Raw genomic sequence first — 24,104 nt, 5'->3', positions numbered from 1 at the left:
CTCCGTCTAGAAGGTAAACTATAGTCAGTACAACCAAGGGAAGTGGCAGACATGGCATTAAAACTTCTAAAAAAACTGCTTTTTGACCGCCCTCTAAAGAACGGTGTTATCTTAAATCATCAATACAGAATTGAAGAGTGCCTCGGTATGGGAGGCTACGGTTTGGTTTATTTGTGCACCGATACCCTAACTCAAACACCTTATGTTTTAAAACAGCTTCGGCCGACAAAAGCCAAAAAGGAAAAAGAGACAGTCCGGTTCCAGCAGGAAATAAAACTGCTCAAAAGCATCCACCACCCGCAAATTCCGGGCTTCATAGATGAGTTCATCATAGACGGACAGGCTTATTATGTCATGCAGTTCATTGAGGGAGATAATATAGAAGAATTATTATTTTTTCGAAAACAGCCGTTCACAGAGCTTATGGCGTTACAACTGATTTCGCAGCTGCTTGAGATTATAGAATACCTGCATGATCGCCTTATCTTCCACAGCGACATCAGAACGCCTAATATCATCATCAATGACGGCAGGCTCTGCCTCCTCGATTTCGGCCTTGCCAAACAATTGACTCTTGAAGAAATGGAGGAAATAACGGTACGAAAACAGGATGACTTCTTCGATCTCGGAGAAACGCTGTTATTCCTGCTGTACTCTCAATATAAAGGAAAAAAGAAGAAAAACGGCACTTGGCTGGAGGAATTAACACTGACAAAGGAAGTAATCCTGCTGCTGAAAAGATTATTGGGCATCGAGGAAGAGTATCAGCACACCGCTTCCATTCGCGAGGATCTAAACCGGGCCATTCAATCGGTCACATAAAAAAACCCTTGTCCCAAAAGCGGAACAAGAACTTTTTTTGGATTAACTGCTGCTGTAGCTCCGGCGTTTGTAACGATGACTGCCGCCATAACGGTCATAGTGTCTTCTTTTGCCCGAGCTGCTGCTGTAGCTGCGATAATGTCTGCGCCGGCTGCTGCTGTAATGCCGGTGTCTGCGATATCGGTCACTAGAACTGCTTGAGAAGTACTTAATCGTTTTGATGATTTTTTTAAACATATGATGTTCACCCCATTTCTTTCTCCCTATTATATAAATTTTATAGGAGAAAGAAAAACATCAGCGGGGTCACTCTTTTGAAAACAAGAACCCCGTTCCGTTATCATTTGTATGCAGCTCATAAGTAATCGCAAGCAGCCTGCATGTATCCTCAATAATCTTTAACCCAAGTCCCTCACTGCTCTCATTCCGATCAAATCCAATACCGTCATCACGAATAAAAACATTGCCATGTTCAATCGTGACTTCCATCTTTTCAGCTTTTGAATGCTTTAACGTATTTTGAAAAATATTATCAAACAGCCTTTGCATCCATAACGTGTTGCTCATCCATATCACATCTTGATCTGCCGGCTTATAGTGCAGCTCAATCCCACTCATACTGTATAAATAATCCCACTTTTTCACCGCTGTTTCTAATAGCTCGTTTAGACGCACTTCTTCATTTACAATATAAGAGCTTTCCAGCGTCTCAGCGGAATATAGATTGAATTCATTGGTTAATTCCGAGATATATTCGATTTGCTGATACAATGATTCGAATACAGCCTGACCATGACATTGGTCTTCCAAATAAAATAACTGCAGCCTGAGAGCCGTTAAAGGTGTATTAATGTCATGCCGCAGTTTTTGCAAAAGCTCCTTTTTGATTTCCTCTTGCTGTCTCAGCTCCAGTTCACGATATGTCGTCCGTTCAATTAACAAATTGACCGACTTGATCAGTTCCCCGATTTCATCAGCACGCTTCACTTCAATTTTATCGGGCACCCTTTGATCACTCGCCAAATGCCTAATGGTTTGATTTAATAGATTGATTTTATGCAACAGAGAATGAATCGACTTTGAAAATAAAAAAGCTAACAATAAGAGTGATATCAAAAATACAACGATCATTGCCGGGTACGCAAACGACCTGTGAAAGGGCATACCATGATTCATCGGTTTAAACATGCTGTCATAAATCACCGACATCAAAACACTGACCGCCAGCAATAGCATCGGAACACTAATGACGGCCGTAAACAATAACAACTGATATTTTGTCTTGAGCTTCATTTCTTCACAACGGTATTCAGCCGATACCCTTCTCCATATATATTTTCAATCATCTCACCCGCTTGATCATTGATTTTAGCTCTGATTTTTTTAATATGCACATTGACAATATTCGGGTTTCTATCTTCGAGCTGCCATAGATATTCAAAGAAATGTTCCTTTGTCAGGATACTGTCTCTATTTTCATATAAATAAAAGAAAATTTTCCGCTCAATCGCAGTAAACAATACCTCATCATGCAGGCTTTCATTGAACACTTTTTTCGTTACCGCATCAATATACAAATGTTTGATTTGCGTAAAGGTGCCATAATGATGCTCAAGCATATTCCGCATTCTTAATAGCAGCTCTCTCGGATCAAAGGGCTTTACCATATAATCCTCGCCGATCTGCAAACCTTGAAGCTTGCTGTCCATATCATTACGGGCCGAAAGAAAAATAACCGGAATGCCCAGCCCCAGCTCTTTGATTTTTGCAGACATTTGATACCCGTCTTCACCCGGCAGCATCACATCCATAATGACCAAATCCACCTTCTGAATCACCGAAAGCACATCCGCTCCATCTGTTTTCCATATCACACGATATCCCTCACGCTGCAAAATCTTTTGCAGCAAATCACCAATCATCACATCGTCTTCAACGATTAAAATATGATAACCCTTCATCCTAGCGAACCTTTCTCATAAACTCCATGGAAAGTTTATATATTTGATCAGGCTGATATAAATAAATACTGTGTGTTCCCCTCAGTTCCTTTATATCGGCAGTATTGAATTGAGCCGCAAACGCTTCATAGTCTTTTCGGTTTTGTATAGCATACTTTGAATGTCTATTTTGGTCAGAGACCGCATCTAAAATCAAGACGGGGGTCTCCTTTGGTGCCGGCAGATTCACAGATTTGCTGCCGTTTTGGTAAGACTGTAAAAGCTCATGCTCCATATCTGCATTAAAAAATTGCTTAAAATTAATGGCTTTATAGATTTCTTTTTCTTCATCAGTTAAAACCGACTGCCGAATCACCTCAGGATTATATACAGCGGAAGGCATAAACCGATGAAAACCAATCGAGGTTAACAGGTGGAACCCTCTCACTTTCAATCTGTCAACTCCGCTCAATTTATACGTGACGTACTGCTGGGGCAATCCAATATCCATCGCAATAATGGCCTTGATTTCCTTAGGATATTTCTGTGCCCAATACATCGCTTCAATCCCGGATATCGAATGAGGCATTAAAATATAAGGAGGCTTATTTCCGCTTTTCATAAGCGCTTTCCTCGTCTGTTCCAATACCGTATCAATATCTCTGTCATCGTGAGACACTTCACTGTATCCATAACCTGCCCGATCTACAACAGCAATCTTATTTTCTTTTGAAAACTTGCTGTACAACCCCTTCATTTCATAAGCAGGCGCTGCAATCCCCGAACCGGACATAAACACAAACGTATCCTTCCCGCTTCCCTCTTGATACACATTCATCTTTTTCCCGTCAACATCGACTACTGTGCCTTTACCTTTCAGCAGTGCCGTCTCCTTATTTAGCTGGAAATGGTGATAAATAAATACCGAGACGCATACAAGCAAAACCAAAGCAGCCAAGCTGACAAATACAATTTTTAGGACTTTCCATAATGTTTTCATATGATGCTCCTTTCACGTGATACTGAAAGGATACAATATGAAAATAAATTTCTGATTAACTTTGGAACAGTTTTATTTTCACATTTGACTTTGCCCTTACGGAAAGGTGTACATTTGGAGCATAGCAGAACATTTGATGAATTTACCTACTAATAAAAAAATATTTCATTAAAAAACCTTCCTGCTTATAGGAAGGACCGTTTCATCATAATATTCAACCGTTTGTCGCACATACAAGACGGAAAATTTCACAAGCCTGCAATTTTTTTTAACATCTTATCCCAACCAACATCTCCCATCGTTTTAGTAATGATCTGACCGTATTGACTTAATAGACAAAAGCTGGGGATGCCTTGTACGTGACAAGTTGTGACGATTTCATAGTTTTGGTCTAATACAATCGGAATAGCTAGTCCCCTATCAAGAGCATACGTCAAGACAACCTCCATAGATTTCTCTTCTTCTATATAAGGGACATGTACTCCGATTACTTTCACATTCATATCCTTTATATCTTGAAGGACTTTGTCTGTTAATTGGTGACAGTTTGGACAGCTCATTGACCAAAAATAAAGAAGAAGATATGTGTCACTTGGAAATGTAAAATCATTCTGTGATTGATTCAACCATGGTAAATCACTTGGCCATTCAGTCAACATTTGTTCATCTTTCATCCTTTCAGTCCTCCTTATCTTTCAGCTGAAAAGCAATCAGCTTTCCTAATGCCTCTTCAGCCGCAAACGGAGCAACTATTCCTGAAGGATGTTCATGCTCGTATTTTAGACATTTATACATCTTAGGTTCAATGCAAGACGGATCAATCCATGCAATACACCAAGATGCCCAAAAGCACGATTGCCCTTCACTTTCTTGAGCGATTTTGATGACAAAGGGCAGACTGGGCTTCCCGATTCTCATTAATGAAATCGCCGCTGCCATTCTTGTATCTTCGGCATGACTTTTTAATAAACATGATAGCTCCTCCGCTGCTTCACTCGCGTCTTCCCCAAACTCACCTAAAACAGCTGCAGCAATATTACACAAAGAGCCTTCCTCTTTTAAGGCCTCAACCAAAACTGGTATTGCATCTTTTCCCGATTTCTTAAGCTCACCTATCGCTTTAACAATTGTGATCTCATTTGTATTCGCTAAATTCTGAACAGATAACGACAATTTATCACCATTTGAATTCATAAAAGAGCCCCTCTCCGCGTTTTAAAACAATAACTCTACATAACCACTATCTGAAACGATAAAACAGGCACCAACTTAGGCTCCCTATACAGACAACCACCACTAATGTATACCAGTCAGCAGTCAATAAATGAATGACATACAAACAAATGCCGCTCAGGCCTAATGCCATAAAAAATGACTTGTAGTATTGAGGCAATGAAAGCTTAATATCGTTTCGGTTTGTATGGGTAAAAGCAAAAAGCCTTATTGTCATGAACCATATATATATCCCTAAGCCATATATATACCAATAAACTAAATTCCCAACTGCCATAAAAGTAATAGAGACACAGTAAAGAATATACAACCAGACTGTATTCGTCAGCTCTAGAATAATGATTTTTTTCCAAAGGGCACCGGGGAATAAATGAAGGGTGCCTGATTGAGAATGTCTGACAATTCCTGAATAATAGGAACTTAACATGACTGCCGAAACGATGAGAAAGAAAAGAAGATAAAACCATTCTGGATACATGAAAATGACGACATAAAAGACGCCACTGAGCATGACCGTATGAATGCTATGAAAAAATAAATATTTTTTAAAAAGCAACAGTTCCAACCACAGAAAAGACCAAATGCCATTTAGACCTTGCAAGCCCCACCAAGTCGTTTTTGGTTTCTGTATAATTTGCCCTGAACCAAATTGACGTTCTTGAAATTCCTCCCAGAATTCAGCTTCTTTCACCAACGATTCCTTCATTTCTACCTGACGGCTCGTAAAAGCAATTGTCATAAAAGAGACTGTGATGATCCCAATAAATACAACCACATACAACGGTGACAATGTATCAAACACTAATCCAACACCACTAATAAGACGGGCAATGCTCTCCCATATCCCAGATGAATGTTGGAGAAAGAAGAAGTGATAAAGACATATGGAGTAAATGCCTAACATTAGAAGAAAAACTAAAACGTATACCCTTTTCATTTTCTTCACTGTTCTGGCACAAGAGACCGACATCAACCACACTTCAGCGATAAAAAAGAGCCCTACAAAAATTATGGATCGGCCTAATAAATTGATATGCTCACCAGACAGAAGCACAATTAATACATCACCGAATATGGCTGAGATGATCCAAAGCAACGCCTTCCAAGTGACGCTGAAAAATAAAACACTATACACAACTTTTGAAAAAGATGTGGCAGTGCCATAAAGCCATATAATATCTGCCATTTGACTTGGTAATCGATTTGAAAAAAGTCCAAATGCCGTATAAAGGATAAAAACACCTGTAAGTACCCAACCAGCAATACTCATATCCCATGTCGTAGATCTAGAAACAAAACTTACTTGAAATCCGATGGCTCCAACAAAAAGGAGCATGATCAAAAAAGGCATTTTTTTTTCCTGACCTTGACTGACAAAACGCCTTTTTGACTGAAGCCATAAAAAAGAAATGATATTATTCATCTGACCATTCCCCCAGAAGACGAATCACTTCTTTTCTCCATTCCGCTTGTTCTTCTTCGAATTGAGGAACATACAAATCCTGCATGAGTTTGCCGTCTCTAATTAATATCACCCTGTCTGCTGTCTCTAAAACAAACTCTAGACTATGAGTTGATACAAATGCTGAACACCCTTGATCGGTTTTAGTTTTTAACCAGTTAGAGAGCCACTGTTTTGATGGGATATCAAGGCCCACAGTCGGTTCGTCTAATATATACAGCAAAGCGTCTTGAACAATCGCCCCCGCCAGGACAACCCGCTGCTTTTGGCCTCTTGACAGCTGACCACACAATTGGTTTGCTTTCTCCTCCAAGTGCACTTCCTTCAATGCATGATAAACCCTTTCTTTTACATCTTTTTTACCTGGATGATATCCTCTTGCCCTAAACTGAATATGTTCTGCAGCGGTTAAAGCGGGATACAGATATGGCTGATCAGGAATAAGCGCGACTTTTTTTTGAACATTTATATGTCCTGGAGGAGAACCCTCAATGAGGATATCTCCTTTATCCGGCTTATAGAGACCTGTCAAACACCGAATTGTCGTTGTTTTCCCAGCTCCATTTGGCCCCAATAGCGCCACGATTTCTCCTCGTTGAATTGAGAAAGACAAATGTTCAACCCCATCACCATTTCGATAGTATTTGCTTAAATTTTGCACTTGCATCAATTGCATCAAATCTTCTCCTAATCATTAGAGTGAAGTATGCTTTGGCTGATCATGATGCATATGTTTCTGAAGCTTGAACTGCCACAGCGGCATACAGACGAGTACTAAATTATGAATGAAATGAGCTACTAATACACAAATAAAACCAAATTTGATGAAGAGAACTCCCAGAAAGCAACCGAATATAAATAGATGCAGCCAACGTATCCACCTTGGGTCATATCCAGTTACTTGGTGCATCACCGCCCATAAAAAGGAAGATACAATAATGGAGATGAGGATATTTCCACTCATCCACCAAATGACTGGAATCATTAATAGCCGATAGATGACCTCTTCTCCAATTGAACTTTGTATGCTCATATTCAATCCTTGCCTAAAGGTAAAACCTGATAGAAAGACAGTTCGGTTAGAAAGCTCAGGTGAAATTCGTAAATAATGCTTTTTCTCCAATAAGTTAAACAGCAGAGAAGTCACTCCTAAACTAATGAGCCCTGCTCCTATTCCATAGAAAATCTGAACTATTGGTTGTTCAAACGTTTTCCATCCAAAATCACCAGCAAGCGCATTTCCTGCCAATGAACATATAAATACTACAAATCCTGTTAATAATCCTGTAAGAAGTGTAGACAAAATACCTAATAAACTGACCGTTTTGACACTCATTCTTGCATCATAAGCATTTACAATTGTTAATTGAATATCTTCTTTCAGCGTCAATGACTGGCATATTATAATCAACAAACCCAGAACAAGACTGAAGATTATGCTTGTTTGCACATCCATAAATACAAGGATGAGAATCGCAAGGATCATCGCTAAAGCTGAACCCAGCATACCAGATACTCCGAATGTCGATTCCACTTGTTCATCTCGAATGACTTTACTCATTTGATCTGTTAGTATTTCTTGTTCAGTACCAATATAAGAAATTCGGCCGCCCTGTAATTCAACAGTCACCTTGAGCCGAATATCTCCCGCTTCCGCTATGTACCAATAAGTACTGACCTCGCGAAAATCCTCCTCTTTTTTACCAGTACCAGTCATATTTGCTCTAGACCAAAGTCCATCAGGTGAAGCCATTAACCTCTGCTTGAGTGTCTCTGGAGAAACTTGTTCGAACTTCCCCGAAAGGGACTTTTTCGGAACATCCGCATAAAAAAAAGTGATTTCTCGATTGGCATTGACACCAACTACAAATGATTGATTCTTGTGAACGAAACGGACTCTCCATGATTCGACCAACCCAACATCATATAAAACCTTTCTATTTTTCTTAAGTATGCCTAAGTGATGAAGTTTATTTACTGTATCGTGGTCATACCAATATACCGAATAAAAATCCCAGTTCTCTACATTTATCCCAACAAACTCTTTTATAAATTGAATGCTTATTTCTTTTGCCTCATCTTTGCTTAAGAGTAGTGAAGCAATTGTTGGGGGTTTGAATTTAATAAATAACAGTAATCCAACAACTGCTAAAATACTCCAGAACACCAATGATAGACTATTCATTCCTGAATCCCTGCCTTGACTTCTTTTTGAAAAGGCAAGTCCGGTTCAGATAGCTCAATTTTCCCTATACATTTGCAATTTTTAGCTTCACATTTTAACTGAAGCAAACGAGCAGGTGAACCAATGTCAGCCATGCTATCTTCTAAAATATGCCCTAGCGGCAAATCTTCTAATTGGCAAGGAGTTACGTATCCATCTGCTCTTATATACCAAGCAAGATATCCTGGTGTGCAAAAATCTGTTGTGAACGAACTCTCTTCGTGCTCCCAATCAATTATGTTCAGGCGATCTCCCCATTTATGACGTGCTTCCCTAAGCTGTATTTGAACCATTTCTTCAAAATCAATATCCAAAGCCTTAAAGCCTTCTGTCGCACGTCCAACAGATAACGTTTTTCCTGCACGAAAGATAAAAGCACCCGCATTGGCACATTGCTCCACCACATCTGATACTTCATCAGCATTGGACTCATTAATGGTCATAGCGACAATCACTGGAATGTTTGCTTCTGATAATTTTTTAATGGTATTCATACTTTCTTTAAAGCCGCCTTTTCTGCCTCTTAATTGGTCATGTGTATTATCCATACCATCAATACTAATCTGTACAGAAACATTACCTAAGTGACTAAGTAATTCAACTTCTTCATCTCGCCAGTTCAATCCATTACTAAATACATTCACATTGGTAAACAACGAACTTGCAACAACGACTAATTCTTTAAACCCTTTGATCAGCTTTGCTTCACCCCCGGTCAGCGTAATATCAGCAACTCCATGGGCTGCTAGCTTTTGCATAACCAATATCCATTGTTCACTAGATAGTTCCTCAGGATATGGTTTACCTGAGCTGGCATAGCAAAACGAACAGCTCAAATTACAAGCATTTGTCAACTGCAAGGTACAACTAATAGGTAAATATGAATCTAGCGAACCCGAAACGTGTAAAGGCTGATCTAACAGCCCTTCCGTCCAAGCCTCCGTAAATGGATGGGCACTAAGCTCTTCTTTTAATTGGTCAGCACTCATCTCTTCTTTTTTCATAATCTCCCAAATACGTGCCGTTTTATGAAGATTTTTGTTTTTTGATAACAGAAACGCCAACTGTGCTCCACGTCCACTGAGTCTGAAATAAAACATACTTTTTCTATCAATCATTACAGCACCATGAGGCTGTAAATGAACCGCTAACTCTGGCAAATCAAAATCTTTAACACGATCATATGACATATAAAATCCCCCTTAAGAGAAAATAAGGAGTATAAGCAAATACGCTCAACTCCCTATTCTCAAATGTTAAATAGCTCTCATAGCAGGATGCGGAAGTGCACAAACACGTGTCATAGCAATACTCTTTGAGGCCCAACAGCCCATACAGCCAGCAGCTTTCACAATCGAAGTACCTCCCGGCTTCATAAGTCCTTTTTTACTCACAGATTCCCATTCTTTTTGGTTTCTTTTCATAAGTAAACCTCCTCTCAATTTTTGCATAGAGTCTATTGACATAGCTCCCATGCGATACGATAATACCAGATTGCAATTGTCGAAGTAAGGGGGATTTTGTATATTATCCTAAAAATTACATTAATTAGTATAAATAGAATATTTTAACCCATTAAAAATAGAAAAGCTGACAAGCTATCCTCTCGAGAAAAACAGGAGCTCACCCCTAATTTTCCACTTATGTTTTAAATATTTTCTTGTTCTATAAACAAAACGTCAAAAGACGATCAATTATGTTATAAAAATTCTGATGCCTAATAGATTGACAAAAAATCTCTTCGAGGAAATTAAATCAAGAGATTATTTTCAAATAAACTTTAGTGATTAAGAAAGCAATGACTTTGGTTAAATGAATGAAGTCTCCTGTAATTTAAATCAAATATCTATACTAAAAACCCCTTCGGCTAAAATATCCAAAAGGGTTAAACATCTTACTCCACAGTAACACTCTTCACAAGGTTACGCTGCTTATCGACATCACAACCGAGATGCAGGGCAGCATTAGTAAGCAATCAGCTGCAATCGACAACGGAAACAGAGCAAGCGCTGTGTTTACTTCCGGCAATACGAATATGTCATCCGCATTGTCTAGGCCTTTCAGCGAGATGATGCAAGTGTTTACTCCCCAAGTGGCAACTTCCTTGACGTTTACGCGGATGTTCAGGTTTACGTTCTCTTGTGTTTCCAGTGTTCGGTCAAGGCAATCGTACTGTACTTCAGCTCGCCGCGGCAAAGCCTTAAGAAATCTCATTCAGCTTCAGTGCACCTTCGACACATACAGAACGATGTCGGCCCTTGGAAGACTCATGCATGGACTGACTACGCTAAAAAAAACACCCGCTTGTATAACGAGCGGATGTTAGATCTTTCGAAATTATTGATTGATATCTTTTAGCGTCTGTTTCGGTTGTGAATGAAAAATCATCAATGATGTAATAATGGCAATCATAACCCCTAACGCACCAACCCAGGTAATCGAGGCCAATGATACGTTTTCCACAAAAACCCCTCCTATACCTGCGCCGACCGCCATGGCGAATTGCATCATTGACTGATTCATGCTAAGCAAAACTCCTGACATTTCCGGTTCTATTGTAGCCAGGTGAAATTGCTGTGTCGGACCGGTAGACCATGCAGCAAACGACCATAATATGAGAATCACCAACACTCCGATATAGGAATGAGTAACAAGTGACAGAAGAATCAGTGTGACGATATGCAACGTCATCCCGCCAACGAGTGTAAAGGGCACTCCCCATTTATCGGTGCTATATCCCCCAAACTTTGATCCAACCAAACTGGCAATTCCAAATATAAGCAAAACACCGCTGAGCAGCTTGCCATTTATACCTGAGATGTTCAAGAGATACGGTGACAAATAAGTGTAAGCAACAGAATATCCCCCGAGCCAGAAGAAAGTGATTGATAATCCCATAGCCACTTTCCGTTTTTTGAAAAGAGCAAGCTGTTGAAGCAAAGGCACAGGCTTATCCCCTTCAGTATGCGGAAGAGTAAAGAAAATAACGACCATCGCGATCAATCCCAACAAAGCAATGGCACCAAATACAGACTTCCAGCCTAATGCTACTGCTATCATTCTTCCAAGCGGAACACCTATGATTAAAGAAGCGGTAAATCCCATCACGACCGTAGCGATGGCACTGCCCTGCTTCCCTTCCGATGCAATCTTAGCCGCAATCGTTAATGCGGTGACAACAACCACACCTGCTCCCATCGCCATAATGATCCGCGCTGCAATAAACCATCCATAACCAGGCAGTACAAAAGCCAGGACATTACCGAACACAAACAAACCTAGGGCATACATCATCAATTTGCGTCTATCCATACTTGCTGTCAACGCCATAAGTACGGGTGTAGAAAGAGCATATACAAGTGAGAAAATGGTAATAAGCTGGCCCGCGGCAGCTAAAGTGATCCCGAGAGTATGAGCAATTTGATCCAAAATTCCCGAAATGATGTACTCTGAGGTTCCAACTAAAAAGCTGACAATGGCTAAAATATAAATTTTCCAAGTGTTAGACATAAAACATTCACTCCTTAATTATTAATAAACATATCACGAATTATCGATATGTTATTATAAAAAATAAACACATCGCAATATGTCGATATGTATGGTGTAAAAATAAACATCTTTTGATGTTTATTTTTATATCTCTGTTTTAAGAAAGTCAGCAAGTTTCCCAATGGCTTCTTCATCTCTTTTGTAATACGTGTACTTTCCGATTCGCTCCGCCTTAATTAGGCCGGCTCTTAAAAGGATGGTAAGATATTGGGAAGCCGTCGATTGCGTCATTTTCAATTTGTCTGTTATTTGACTGACACATACCCCGATTGTGTTCATATCAATCCCTTCATGGGGTGCAAAATGACGATCGGGCTCCTTCAGCCATTGTAAAATTTGCAGTCTTGATTCATTTGATAAGGCTTTGAATACTTCAATTGGTTCCATACCGATTATTATATCGTTATATTTCGATATGTCAATCCGTTTTTTGGATATATTTAATTAAAGGTTTATCTCTGACTAATTCCGTGAAATGAAACTGAAGACAGCATATCAATTTTGTTCACCGCTTAAATTTATCATCAAGCTTTACGAAATTGGTCTCATAATCATGTCACTAAACACTTTGGGGAACCCGGCAGGTGACAAGGATGTTTTCAATTAAAATGAATTTAATATTGTTCAAGTGACTAATCACCAGCATCAAATTCATGTATTTAAAATAGATGTGAAAAAACATCCGCTCATAACAACAGCGGATGTTAGATCTTTCGACAGGAATAACATGACAGTGTACTATGAATTGACATCTCTTTATGTCCGCTTAGGATATGAATAAAAGTTATCAATGATGCCATAATTGTAAAACAAAAGAATCGGCAGTTCAATATGTTCAATTCACACGTCAAAACATTTATTTTCTTTAGATTATAAGATCTTTTCCAAATTTTTCTCTAGATCATTACATAATTTAAATACCATCACTCGTTCACCTGTCCGGGAGCTTAAATCAGTATGAAAACTTTTCACTTTTTCTCCGGTTATTTTTAAGATAATATCTTTAAGGCCTTCTATACCTGATTCGACTAACTCCGAACGAGTTTGTTTGATAGATAACATACCCTCTTTTGATCCACAAACTACATATTCGGCTGGTGTTAAAATCCCTTTTAAATTGACGATGATCATGTCCCGCAGTATATCAGTCTTAACAGATACAGACCCCCGCCCAAGATAATCCTTCTCCCATTGAGTAATGGACTTACTGATCTCTGATTCAATAGAACCCTTCGACTTTTTCATATCTAATACATCTCCTGAGCAAAAAAATTGGCATATTCTATTTGTGATTTCGTCTCATTAATATTCTCTTACAACATATCCTTCATATACACCTTCAATATCCAAATCAGTTTTACCGTTTCTTGTGACCACTATCATTTTGGATAACATATTTTCTTCCATCATAGAGTGGACATGCAAAAATCGAACATTTCCTGAATGGGTTTCCTCAACTTCTTCATAAGACTTTAGATGATAAAAATCAATTGCTTTTCTAATTAGTTTTTTCATACATTCCATATTTTCACGATCAAACGAGTTCATTTCCTCTATTGTTTTCGTGACAAAATCAGTTAAATTAGCGCTCATACAATCTCCTTAGAACTGCTTTCTCCATATATGGGTGCGTTTAGAAGTTGAACCTGTATTTCATCATGACAAGCAATGATCAGGTAAGGCTTGACCTGTTTTAACATCAGGAACCTCCACGGTTGAGGGTTTTCCATCCTTATGATGAACGAATAAACCTCTAACTTTAACATATGACGGCACTAGGGGATGATGTCGAATCATATCAACACTTTTTTCAACGGTGTCACTGCTATTTTCATTTAGCCATTCATCGACCGTACCACCTAAAAATTCAGGCTTGCAATTTTGAAAGAGATAATCCAATGTTTGTATTTTATCTTTCATTGTTTCAAGTTGAGTTAGTCCATTACCTGCGGAAGTCTTCTTGTCTTTTGTTCCTACTACAAAAATCTCCTCAACATCTTCCTGGTAAATCGCAAAAATAACAGACCTCATGATTTCTCCATAAGGATGTGAAATACTGGCACCATAGCTTTGTATAGTCAACATATTCTCTGCAGAAGTGTTAGTTGCTTCTTGTAAAATAGGCTCCAAACCGTTTTCAATATCCGTCAAAAATAATACTTTTTTATTTTGGATTACATTCATACAGCACACCTCTTCCTTATGTTTATCATTTTTATTTTGAATAACAAATCCATTTGATAAATGCTTAAATTCATCATTACCAGCTTTCCCAACATCCTTCTGGATCAATATTAGCCAGTCGGACCCATCCATTTTGAACTTTTTGCAGAAATGCTGAGTCATGATTTAATAACCGTTCTACATATTCTCTAGGTGCTTGGATGAGTATCAATAAACGAAGAGGAGAATGATAGGCCTCGTGATCTGATTCCATGACGGATTGCCAAGGCAGTCCGGCTAACAAGTCGCTTGCATTCCCCTGCATAACGCCGAGACCTGAAGTAACGGTTTGAGTTGCTTTATTTCCGCTGCCATAATAATGAGGTGCTACCGTTGATGCGTAATATTGTAAATTAATCCATTGGGCCACAGTTCCAGGTCCTGCAATAATATTTGCTAGGAGTTCACCGCTTTCATCCTGCTTCCAATCATAATTATGGAGAAAGGCCCTTCCTTCCAAATCACAATCCTGAGTTAGTTCACGTTTACCGATAATAAAAGCGGCATTACGAGCCAGTCCCCATTCCGGACGTATCTCACTCCAATCTTCCGCAAATCGGTGTGCCTCTGCCTTCGGATTTTTTAGCTTCGATTGGAAATTCGGTAATTGGGCCAGACGTTCTGCGTTTACATGATGTCTCACTTTCGGCATAACGGCTTCAATTTGTTCAAATGCTTCTTGTGCAGCTTCGGAAAGCTCTGGTACATAAAGCCAATGTAATTCATCCACCGTTGTATTATGTTCAGCTGCCGCAAAAACCGTATCCTCAGGAATTTTAATTCCTTCAGCTAAAAGAGCTTCCCGTACCTCTGATAGATTACATAAAGCAGCTAAAACTCTTGCATTGAATCCACCAGCCGCTCCACCGCAGGCACCACAATCAAGGGCTGCAGAATAAGGATTATTAGTACTTTGACTGCCATGCCCGCAAATCACGACCAATGGTGCGATGTTTTCTGTTAATCCCATCATTTTTAATGCTTGGCGAGCATAGTTCACTTTTTCTTCATCAGTAAAACCCACAGGTATTTCTGCTTCTGTAGCATCATGATGAAGCGAGAGTTTTGTATCAGGTTTGCGCAACCAAGCCTCACGGAGATTACGAATGAAATGACCCGCCTTTCTTGGCACAAAGCTACGGGCTGCCATTTGCAGAGTAAGCCAAGGTCCGCTTAGCTCAGGCAGTAGTAAGCTCGAAAGCGCATTCTGCTTCATTGTTTTAAAGGTATGGCTTAAAGAATGAATTGCTTGCTTCCGTTGATTGTATTTTTTGAATACATCCTCATCTGCGAACTCTTTTATTTTATTTTGCGGTTTTTGTATGATCGGCAAGGAAGCATGACTGTGATTACTTCCAAGTTCACAAGTTGCAATCGGCACCCCGAAGAAACCAGCAATACCAATTGTTTCAAACGGGCCTTCTTTTTCTAGTTGACGACGAAAAGGCTCTGATCGTACATCGATGCAGAATGCTAATTGAGCTAATGCAGATTTTTTACCGCCGGCTTCACGTTGTTTCGAGATGATCTTCTGGCTTAATCGATCAGTGTACGTTTGTTCCCAAGCTTCTAACCAAAGTTTCTTGCGAAGTTTCTCATCAAAGCTGTAGGCAAATGATAAATATTCGTTTTGTTCAACGGTCGTCATCTGTGACCATTCTTCTAATGTAAGCCCACCCCAATGAATCCAAGCTGCTATAAGGGGAGCAATTGAAATTGTTTTCTTAGATCGTTCATTAGTCAAAGGTAAATATGGCTTTATAAGAGCCCACTCCATGGATATTCGAACCGCTAAATATTCTGTTAGGAGTGCATGTTCGTGGCTCGATTGTTGGGAGCGCCAAAGCATCATCCCTGCCCATCCAGGTAATGAAAGTAAATGACCTTCAAGATAAGTCTGGATTTCTGACTCTGGGATTTCTAGTGCGAATAAAGCTTTCTGTAAAGCCAAATGTGCCTCTTTCGGCCAACCTTTTAACCTTTCTCGCTGCTTTTTGCTAAGTGCTGGATCATATTGAATGAGATGCTGCCAAGCACGATAGAAACCTTCCTCACGATTAGGCATTGTCCAGCCTGCTTGAGAGTCATCAAGATATAATTTACTCCACTTAATGACATGATGATCTAGTATATTGGCTAGCCTTTCACCATCTTGATTCTCTATATGCGAACTTAGTGGCTGCATAAAAAAATTCTCGATATGATCCAATCCACTACATTCACTTACTAATTTCTCCAGCTTATGTGATGATAAAAGGTCGGAAGGCAGAGGATCTAACTTTAATGCAGCATGACAAAATCGCTCTGCCACGTCCCGTGGGATGTGATAGGAATGTGAATCAAGCCAACGCTGCAGCCCCATTTCCACAAAATCTTCATCAATCTCACCTTTATTCTTTGCTGAACGGATCATAGACGCACTAGGGTATATATCAACATCGCGAGTATTTTTCAACCAACTTGCAACCTGATCAAAAGGTTGGTTTTCAAGTCCCATCCACGGATTACGGGTAGCAAATGTAGAAATAGGCCAAAGTGGCGCAATCACTCGGCTGGCAGATGTAATGAATACGTTAAGATCCCTTTCTTGAACATCAATATCTGTATCTATCTTTTTTACATTATCTTTCGTTAATACGGATGTAATGCCCATCTCAGATTAGCTCCTTATGAAATATATTGTTTAAGGTAGTCTGGGTGACTCTCTACTGACTTTGGTTTTGCTTCACCTAATCGAACTAACCAAAGATAGAGTACCGCGAAAAAAACGGAAGAACGATGACGAGCAACCCACGTACCTAAAGCACTGCCAAATAGTAAGAGACATACGACAATCATGACAGCTGACATTGGAGGTTGAACACTTTGAAAAATGGTTGTATGCAGCCACTTATAGAAAAGGTTATGAATGATAAAATATACGAGGGCTGCTCCTCCTAAAACAGTTAAGCCGGCAATTCGGCCAATTCGGCCCTCTCCAAAAGCGACAAGCTGAGTCCAAGAAACGGACAATGACCACCCTAAGATCAGCGCACAGATTAAGTGATACCCGTCTCCAGGAGCAGTGAGCCAAAAAGCAACACCTATCACTAAGGCTAACGCACGACCAGCCACGAGCCATAAATAGGATGATCTCTCCTTAACACGAGCCGATACTTCATGACGCCCTACTGCTGAACCAGCTTGTAGAAACAACGTAGCTTTGAATAAACCATGTAAAATAAGATGAATAATGGCTGCTATATAGGCGCCTAATGCACACTGAATGAGCATAAACCCCATTTGTCCAATCGTGGAGCCTACTAACTGGCGTTTATAGTCAACCTGGACTAAACTAATTCCAGTTCCAATCAATACAGAAATGCTAGCAAGCAGAAGTAAGATAATCGAAGCGATACCACCATGAAATAGAGGTGAAAATCGAGTTAGTATTATTCCTCCAGCATTTACTAAACCTGCATGCATAATTGCAGAAACAGGGGTTGGAGCAACAATAGACTCAACCAACCATCTTTGGAACGGCCATTGAGCTGCAGGAATGATCACCGCCAGTACAATCAATAGCTGAATCCCTGTTCTCTCCCATTCTCCCAGACCAGCTATACTTTCATTTGTTACAACCAATGATAACTGCCATTGACCTGTGGCATGAAAAAGCCACATCATCGCAAAAAACAAAGAAAACCAACTTAACAAAAATAACCGTCCAGAAATTTTGGCTGCTTCACTAGCCACTTGCCAAGCACTGTTTAACCTAATAAGTAAGGTTAAACCAACAAGAGTTGCTCCCCAAAATAGAACCATCAAGCGGAGATCACCACTTAACCATGTCATTGAAGCAGATCCTGTTGTGAAAGTAAAAAGCGTAAAATATTTTCGATAAGATCGATCCCCCATTAAGTAACGTACAGAAAAACGCTGAATGATGAATCCAATTGCAAGAACAAAGAAAGTCATTAAACAAGCTAAGGAATCTAAGTGCCAAGGGCCAACATTTCCACTCACACCACTATTGGCAAGAATCAGTAAGGAAACCAAAAGTGGTAAAGCCAAGATCCCAATATGAATGCGAACAAAACTCAAGGGTACTCGCGGATGTAAAAACAATAGTCCACTAATCCCAGAAGCCATAAGCATAATAAAAAATAATGTTAATAATGATGACAAACTCAGCGAAACTAACATTCTAAATTCTCCCTTTTTTAAAACTCATTATTGGTCAAAAGACCTTTCAATCAGATCATATTTGTCTATTATTTATTTCAATTTTTATTTATCTCTATTTTTTTCCAACAAAAAAGCCGACAACTTCAAAATTTCAATGATTATGTTAGATCATTGAATCCTGAAAATTGTCGGCTTCACTTCAACTAACTTCAGCGAAGTTTTTTGAAGAGCTACCTTATTATTGGTCTTTACTTTATGCTATGTTTAATTTCCTTTAATATAGTCCTGATTATCAAATAAATCGACTTATGTTTCTCTTCCTTTTTAGTTAGGATGCTTTTTCATCCTATCAATATTTAAAATGAAATATGAAAAGAATGCTAAAGGCCTACATATTTTAAAAGGAAAAATAAACATCGGCATCGATTATTAAGTTACGTATAAGATATGATAAATTTTAAAAGTTGTCAAGTTTATCAGTAAACTGGTCTTTACTTTCCTCTAAAATAATCCAACCCATTATAGATGATTCACTTTCAATGAGGAACATCCATTTCAGATGAAGCTCGCTTTTCCAGATCGAGGAGCAGTGTCTTCATTTCAAATCCGCCCCGATAGCCAGTTAATGAGCCATTCTTTCCTATTACACGATGGCATGGTACAGTAATTAATACCGGATTAGCCCCAATAGCCGCACCTACAGCACGAACAGCTGCTGGTTTATTTATATCATTTGCAATGTCGGAATAGGATTTCGTCTGTCCATAAGGAATTTCACAAAGTGCATTCCAGACGGCTAGCTGAAATTGTGTACCGGCGTACTCAACTGGAACAGTAAATTTTTTCCACTTTCCTTCTAGATATTGAATGATTTCAACAGCATAGGGTTCAAGCTTATCATCATCTTCAACAAGAAGACTTCCTGGAAAGCGTTTCTTAGCCCATTCGAACAATTCCTCGATTGGTTTGTTCTGTGAGCCTACAAACACAAGCCCCTTTAAAGTTGAAGCAATATAAAAATTCCAATCCTTGAACATTAGTAAAGACCAATAAAGGGTTGCTTTATTCTTTGTTTCCATTGTACGTTTCCTCCATTTTACTCATTTGACGAAATTGTGCTGGTGTCTGTCCAGTTTTCTTTTTAAATAAAGTAATAAAATAAGGCGCGTTAGCTATACCCACACATATAGCGATATCTCCAATCGCTTTATTTGTCTGAATCAAATACTTTTTAGCGGCGTGTACTCTAACTTGTTGTATATACTCACCCAGCGTAATGCCTTTAATCTTTTTAAATGTTCGATGCATATGATACGGACTCCCATGACAAATATCTGCTAACGATTCTAGCGTTAATTTTTCTGTGAAATTTTTATCAATGTATTCAGTAATTAAATCAACCCACTCGCTATCAGGCATTTTCTCATTAGTGGGCTTGCAACGTTTACAAGGGCGAAAATTTGCGCGGAGAGCTTGTTCTGCGTTTGGAAAAATACATACATTTTCTTTTTTCGGAACACGAGATTTACAGGATGGTTTACAGAATACCCCTGTCGATTTAACAGCGTAGAAAAATTGATTATTGTACGCTGCATCATTATTTATAATTGCTTGCCACTTTTCATCTGTTATCATTTCTGCATCATTCGAAATTCTATGATCATGGCTCTCTTTATGTCCGTTATTGATACTATCCGGCATTTATCTCACCTCTCCTTACATGGCTCATCTAATTCATTTTGAATTGAATCCCAATTTAAATTTTTGACACGCGTTTTTTATATCTTGGGCCATTTTTATCTACTCCCGTTTAGCATTCTTGATAACTACACTATAACCTCATAAATAGAAAAAAATAAGGTGGTTAGAATGTAATAGCAAGATAACAAAATGAGTAAAGATGATTATGTGATAAACTAAATTTCAACCAGCGTGAGTTTTCTTATAATTATTTAAGATAAGGAGAATGAAAAAGTGGCATGGCATGAAGTCAATGATGTTATCGTCATTACATTACCTGAAATATTCGACATGAATGCTAACCTAGGCTACCTAACCAGGGAAAAAAATGAATGCATGTTTGAAATAGAGAACAATATCATTACAAAAGTTATAGCCATTGGAGAAATTCGGTCCTTAGTGCAGGTAAGCGTAATCAATAATAAACAAATGGTTGTTCAATTCCTAAATGAATCTAGACCTGTTGAGCAGTGGAAACGGGAAGAGATTGTAAAATATATTCATGAATGGTTTGATCTTGATAACGATTTAACACCATTTTATGAAATGGCAAAAGCAGATCCATTACTTGAAATGCCTGCCCGAAAATTTTATGGGTTGCGAGTTATCGGCATTCCCGATTTATTTGAAGCTTTATGTTGGGGAGTTTTAGGGCAACAAATTAACTTAGCCTTCGCGTACTCCTTAAAGAAGCAATTTGTAGAAGCATTTGGCGATTCTATTGAATGGAATGGTAAAAAGTATTGGGTGTTCCCACCGTACGAGCGAATTGCACGGTTAACCCCTACCGACCTGGCAGATATTAAAATGACGGTAAAAAAAAGTGAATATATCATTGGAATAGCCAGATTAATGGCAAGTGGAGAATTATCGAAGGAAAAATTAATGAAAATGAACTTTAAAGATGCTGAAAAAAACTTAATTAAAATACGAGGAATCGGTCCTTGGACAGCCAATTATGTTCTAATGCGCTGCCTTAGGTTCCCGACAGCTTTTCCAATCGATGATGTGGGTCTTATTCATTCGATAAAAATATTACGTAATATGAACCGAAAGCCTACGAAAGATGAAATCTTAGAAATATCGGTTCCATGGAAAGAATGGCAATCATACGCTACCTTTTATTTATGGCGTGTCCTTTACTGAATCATTTCAACTTAAACCGGAATGTACTCAATAAAAAAAGAATGAACTTTAAAACCTAATCCCACAAGTACATTGTAAGTGCGACTTCTAGAATTCTTTGCCTTTATTAATTGACAATAAAAAAACACGTTATCATTCCAATAGGCTCTTCGGTTTTCGGATTTCTAGCATGCTAAATTCCAACTGCTATCAAAAGCGTATCTTAATGGGAACTGCTCTCTTATATCTGTATTAACATCAGAAAACTCAGTTAGGCAAAAGCAGTTTCTCTCCAAGTTTTAATGCCTTTTAACCTCGTTGACCGACCTAATGAGGAAACATCTTAAATCTATAGCCATGGCCGATCGATAGTCGAGTCCTGTACCATCACCTTCTTTAATCCATTTTTCCACTGTAGACGTTCTTTCTCTTTTGGACATAAAAACACCCCTTTAGACAATCTTATCCAAAGGGGTTAAACATTTATTACTCCACAGTAACACTCTTCGCAAGGTTACGCGGTTTATCAACATCACAGCCGCGATGCAGTGCAGCATAGTAAGCGATCAGCTGCAATGGAACAACAGATACCAACGGAGCAAGCGCTGGGTTTACTTCCGGCAGTACGAATCTGTCATCCGCATCGTCTAGGCCTTTCAGTGAGATGATGCATGTGTTTGCTCCGCGAGCAGCAACTTCTTTGACGTTTCCGCGGATGCTTAGGTTTACGTGCTCTTGAGTTGCCAGTGCGAATACTGGTGTTCCTTGTTCGATCAAGGCAATCGTTCCGTGCTTTAGCTCACCGCCGGCAAAGCCTTCTGCCTGGATGTAAGAAATCTCTTTCAGCTTCAGTGCGCCTTCGACACATACGAAGTAGTCAAGGCCGCGTCCGATGAAGAAAGCATTTCTGGATACAGTCAGGTATTCATGGGCGATCATTTCCATTTCGTCTTTCTGGTCGCATAGAGCTTCCATTGCGTTTGCAGCGATACCGAGTTCTTTGACGAGGTCAAATCCGATATCGATGCCGTTTTTGTCAGCAGCCACAGAAGCAAGAACCGCAAGAACTGCGATTTGTGCAGTGTATGCTTTTGTTGACGCAACAGCGATCTCAGGGCCTGCATGAAGCAGCAATGTATAGTCAGCTTCACGAGAAAGCGTTGATCCAGGTACGTTTGTGATTGTCAGGGCTTTGTGTCCGAGCGCTTTGACTTGAACGAGAACCGCGCGGCTGTCTGCTGTTTCTCCGCTTTGAGAAAGGAAAATGAAGAGCGGTTTCTTAGACAGAAGCGGCATGTTGTAGGAGAATTCACTCGCTACATGCACTTCAACCGGCACGTTTGCCCACATTTCAATATATTGTTTACCGACAAGTCCTGCATGGTAGCTTGTTCCGCAGCCAATGATATAGATGCGGTCCGCTTCCGCTACAGCGGCAGCGATATCGCCAGGCACAGACAACTTGCCGTTTTCATCTTGATACGTTTGGATGATTTTGCGCATGACAACAGGCTGCTCATCCGTTTCTTTCAACATGTAGTGAGGGTACGTGCCTTTTTCGATATCACTGGCATCAAGCTCAGCAATATAAGACGCACGTGTAATCACGTCACCATCAAGGTTTTTGATGACAACTTGGTCATCAGTGACGATAACCATTTCTTTATCCATCAGCTCAACATATTCGTTGGTTACTTGAAGCATCGCCATCGCATCAGAGGCTACGACGTTGAATGTATCTCCAAGACCTACTAATAGAGGGCTTTTGTTTTTCGCTACAAAAATCGTTTCTCTGTTGTCGTTATCGAATAAAGCAATTGCATAAGAGCCTTTTAACAGTGTAAGTGTTTTGCGGAACGCTTCTTCTGTCTCAAGTCCTCCATTGACGAATTGCTCGATTACTTGAACGACTACTTCTGTATCAGTGTCACTTTTGAGCTCTACATCTTGTAAATACTCTTGCTTCAGCTGAACATAGTTCTCGATCACGCCGTTGTGAACAAGTGTAAAGCGGCCCAGTGCGCTTTGATGCGGGTGAGCGTTCAGATAGCTTGGTTCGCCGTGTGTCGCCCAGCGAGTATGCCCAATTCCGGCTTTCGCTTCTACATTGGCATCCACAACTTCACGAAGATCTGCAATGCGTCCTTTTTCTTTGAACACATGGATTCCCTGTTCGTTGGCAACAGCAATACCAGCAGAGTCATAACCGCGATACTCAAGCTTTTCTAACCCTTTTAATAAAATTTCCTTCGCATCAAGCTGACCGATATAACCTACGATTCCACACATATTTTTCTTCCTCCTAAGATTGTAAAAGGAGACGAAGAAAGTCAAATTTCAAGGGGACTTTCAATCGTCCCCTCCTACATGTTTTTTGGAAGATCATGTGATTTCTCTTTGTTCAAGGAGTCACCCCCTTGGTTTGAAGAAATCCTTACGGCTGTGATCTGTTTACTCAGCCGGGAGGCATCCGCCGAAAATTCGATAACCTCCATCCTCGTCAACTAAGCCTTTTTCCGGGCGCTTAGTTCGGGCGCTATAATTATAGGTGAAGCAATAATCCCGTCTTCTTTTCCTATTGAGAAAATAAGAACAAGACAAGCTTGATTTTACAAC

24 protein-coding genes and 1 pseudogene are annotated in these 24,104 nt (G+C 39.5%); 2 read left to right on the top strand and 23 right to left on the bottom strand.

Features of this window, described 5'->3' with window-relative positions:
* The first annotated feature begins 51 nt into the window (after positions 1-51).
* On the top strand, positions 52-822 hold the full coding sequence (locus ACFVP7_RS01265; RefSeq protein WP_396582913.1) for a serine/threonine protein kinase: 771 nt from the start codon (positions 52-54) through the stop codon (positions 820-822).
* Here ACFVP7_RS01265 and ACFVP7_RS01260 read toward each other — a convergent pair.
* From ACFVP7_RS01260 to adaA, 21 genes and pseudogenes are all read right to left on the bottom strand, one after another.
* Positions 807-1,070 carry a hypothetical protein gene (locus ACFVP7_RS01260; protein WP_396582912.1) on the bottom strand — a complete coding sequence of 88 codons (264 nt, stop codon included), beginning with the start codon at positions 1,068-1,070 and terminating at the stop codon, positions 807-809. The two genes, ACFVP7_RS01265 and ACFVP7_RS01260, sit on opposite strands and share 16 nt — an antisense overlap.
* A gap of 58 nt (positions 1,071-1,128) precedes the next feature.
* On the bottom strand, positions 1,129-2,115 hold the full coding sequence (gene ybdK, locus ACFVP7_RS01255; RefSeq protein ID WP_396582911.1) for a two-component system sensor histidine kinase YbdK: 987 nt from the start codon (positions 2,113-2,115) through the stop codon (positions 1,129-1,131).
* Complete coding sequence (ybdJ, locus tag ACFVP7_RS01250) at positions 2,112-2,783, bottom strand: two-component system response regulator YbdJ (RefSeq protein WP_015382624.1); 672 nt, start codon at positions 2,781-2,783, stop codon at positions 2,112-2,114. The genes ybdK and ybdJ overlap by 4 nt, the downstream gene beginning before the upstream one ends.
* Before the next feature lies 1 nt (position 2,784).
* On the bottom strand, positions 2,785-3,762 hold the full coding sequence (locus tag ACFVP7_RS01245; RefSeq protein ID WP_232567384.1) for an alpha/beta hydrolase: 978 nt from the start codon (positions 3,760-3,762) through the stop codon (positions 2,785-2,787).
* Between the two features lie 248 nt (positions 3,763-4,010).
* Positions 4,011-4,436 carry a sporulation killing factor biosynthesis/export protein SkfH gene (gene skfH, locus ACFVP7_RS01240; RefSeq protein ID WP_396582910.1) on the bottom strand — a complete coding sequence of 142 codons (426 nt, stop codon included), beginning with the start codon at positions 4,434-4,436 and terminating at the stop codon, positions 4,011-4,013.
* A gap of 4 nt (positions 4,437-4,440) precedes the next feature.
* Positions 4,441-4,956, bottom strand: coding sequence for a sporulation killing factor biosynthesis/export protein SkfG (skfG, locus tag ACFVP7_RS01235; protein ID WP_396582909.1), 516 nt, complete (start codon positions 4,954-4,956; stop codon positions 4,441-4,443).
* Positions 4,957-5,002: 46 nt separating this feature from the next.
* A complete protein-coding gene (skfF, locus tag ACFVP7_RS01230) occupies positions 5,003-6,418 on the bottom strand; it encodes a sporulation killing factor system integral membrane protein (protein ID WP_396582908.1) in 1,416 nt (471 codons plus the stop codon).
* The gene (gene skfE / locus ACFVP7_RS01225) at positions 6,411-7,133 is read right to left on the bottom strand and encodes a sporulation killing factor ABC transporter ATP-binding protein SkfE (protein ID WP_327846179.1); all 723 of its coding nucleotides are present in this window, start codon (positions 7,131-7,133) and stop codon (positions 6,411-6,413) included. The genes skfF and skfE overlap by 8 nt, the downstream gene beginning before the upstream one ends.
* A gap of 18 nt (positions 7,134-7,151) precedes the next feature.
* Positions 7,152-8,642 carry a sporulation killing factor biosynthesis protein SkfC gene (skfC, locus tag ACFVP7_RS01220; RefSeq protein WP_396582907.1) on the bottom strand — a complete coding sequence of 497 codons (1,491 nt, stop codon included), beginning with the start codon at positions 8,640-8,642 and terminating at the stop codon, positions 7,152-7,154.
* Entirely contained in the window at positions 8,639-9,871 is a 1,233-nt protein-coding gene (gene skfB, locus ACFVP7_RS01215) for a sporulation killing factor system radical SAM maturase (RefSeq protein WP_003234902.1), read from the bottom strand. Before skfB ends, skfC begins: the two co-directional genes overlap by 4 nt.
* 66 nt (positions 9,872-9,937) lie before the next feature.
* Entirely contained in the window at positions 9,938-10,105 is a 168-nt protein-coding gene (skfA, locus tag ACFVP7_RS01210; RefSeq protein WP_009966416.1) for a sporulation killing factor, read from the bottom strand.
* Positions 10,106-10,575: 470 nt separating this feature from the next.
* Positions 10,576-10,923 (bottom strand): annotated as a pseudogene (locus ACFVP7_RS01205) (glutamine--fructose-6-phosphate aminotransferase); the annotation flags it as partial.
* Positions 10,924-11,018: 95 nt separating this feature from the next.
* Entirely contained in the window at positions 11,019-12,191 is a 1,173-nt protein-coding gene (locus ACFVP7_RS01200; RefSeq protein WP_268554238.1) for an MFS transporter, read from the bottom strand.
* A gap of 126 nt (positions 12,192-12,317) precedes the next feature.
* Positions 12,318-12,620 carry a helix-turn-helix transcriptional regulator gene (locus tag ACFVP7_RS01195; protein WP_003234907.1) on the bottom strand — a complete coding sequence of 101 codons (303 nt, stop codon included), beginning with the start codon at positions 12,618-12,620 and terminating at the stop codon, positions 12,318-12,320.
* Between the two features lie 483 nt (positions 12,621-13,103).
* Positions 13,104-13,478, bottom strand: coding sequence for a DUF2294 domain-containing protein (locus tag ACFVP7_RS01190; RefSeq protein ID WP_003246482.1), 375 nt, complete (start codon positions 13,476-13,478; stop codon positions 13,104-13,106).
* 57 nt (positions 13,479-13,535) lie between these two features.
* Positions 13,536-13,826, bottom strand: coding sequence for a DUF6407 family protein (locus tag ACFVP7_RS01185; RefSeq protein ID WP_014475635.1), 291 nt, complete (start codon positions 13,824-13,826; stop codon positions 13,536-13,538).
* A 63-nt stretch (positions 13,827-13,889) separates the two neighbouring features.
* Positions 13,890-14,417, bottom strand: a complete 528-nt coding sequence (locus ACFVP7_RS01180) for a carbonic anhydrase (RefSeq protein WP_396582906.1) — start codon at positions 14,415-14,417, stop codon at positions 13,890-13,892.
* A gap of 76 nt (positions 14,418-14,493) precedes the next feature.
* Positions 14,494-17,109: a DUF2309 domain-containing protein gene (locus tag ACFVP7_RS01175; protein ID WP_396582905.1), complete on the bottom strand. Its 2,616-nt coding sequence runs from the start codon at positions 17,107-17,109 to the stop codon at positions 14,494-14,496.
* A 14-nt stretch (positions 17,110-17,123) separates the two neighbouring features.
* Positions 17,124-18,641 carry an NADH dehydrogenase subunit 5 gene (locus ACFVP7_RS01170; protein WP_396582904.1) on the bottom strand — a complete coding sequence of 506 codons (1,518 nt, stop codon included), beginning with the start codon at positions 18,639-18,641 and terminating at the stop codon, positions 17,124-17,126.
* 518 nt (positions 18,642-19,159) lie between these two features.
* Positions 19,160-19,702 (bottom strand): methylated-DNA--[protein]-cysteine S-methyltransferase, encoded by a 543-nt coding sequence (gene adaB, locus ACFVP7_RS01165; RefSeq protein WP_396582903.1) that lies wholly within the window; start codon positions 19,700-19,702, stop codon positions 19,160-19,162.
* The gene (gene adaA, locus ACFVP7_RS01160; RefSeq protein ID WP_396582902.1) at positions 19,686-20,324 is read right to left on the bottom strand and encodes a bifunctional transcriptional activator/DNA repair enzyme AdaA; all 639 of its coding nucleotides are present in this window, start codon (positions 20,322-20,324) and stop codon (positions 19,686-19,688) included. Before adaA ends, adaB begins: the two co-directional genes overlap by 17 nt.
* 273 nt (positions 20,325-20,597) lie before the next feature.
* Here adaA and alkA point away from each other — a divergent pair, with 273 nt between their 5' ends.
* The gene (alkA, locus tag ACFVP7_RS01155; protein WP_396582901.1) at positions 20,598-21,509 is read left to right on the top strand and encodes a DNA-3-methyladenine glycosidase II; all 912 of its coding nucleotides are present in this window, start codon (positions 20,598-20,600) and stop codon (positions 21,507-21,509) included.
* A 278-nt stretch (positions 21,510-21,787) separates the two neighbouring features.
* On the opposite strand, the gene ACFVP7_RS01150 is transcribed toward alkA, so the two are convergent.
* Complete coding sequence (locus ACFVP7_RS01150; RefSeq protein WP_139026436.1) at positions 21,788-21,928, bottom strand: hypothetical protein; 141 nt, start codon at positions 21,926-21,928, stop codon at positions 21,788-21,790.
* 46 nt (positions 21,929-21,974) lie between these two features.
* Complete coding sequence (glmS, locus tag ACFVP7_RS01145) at positions 21,975-23,777, bottom strand: glutamine--fructose-6-phosphate transaminase (isomerizing) (protein WP_396582900.1); 1,803 nt, start codon at positions 23,775-23,777, stop codon at positions 21,975-21,977.
* Positions 23,778-24,104: the final 327 nt, after the last annotated feature.

This window comes from Bacillus sp. SG20033 (assembly GCF_044570195.1).
Lineage (GTDB): Bacteria > Bacillota > Bacilli > Bacillales > Bacillaceae > Bacillus > Bacillus subtilis.
The sequence above is the reverse complement of the archived record's forward strand: the minus strand, read 5'-3'. Positions and strand labels throughout refer to the sequence as shown.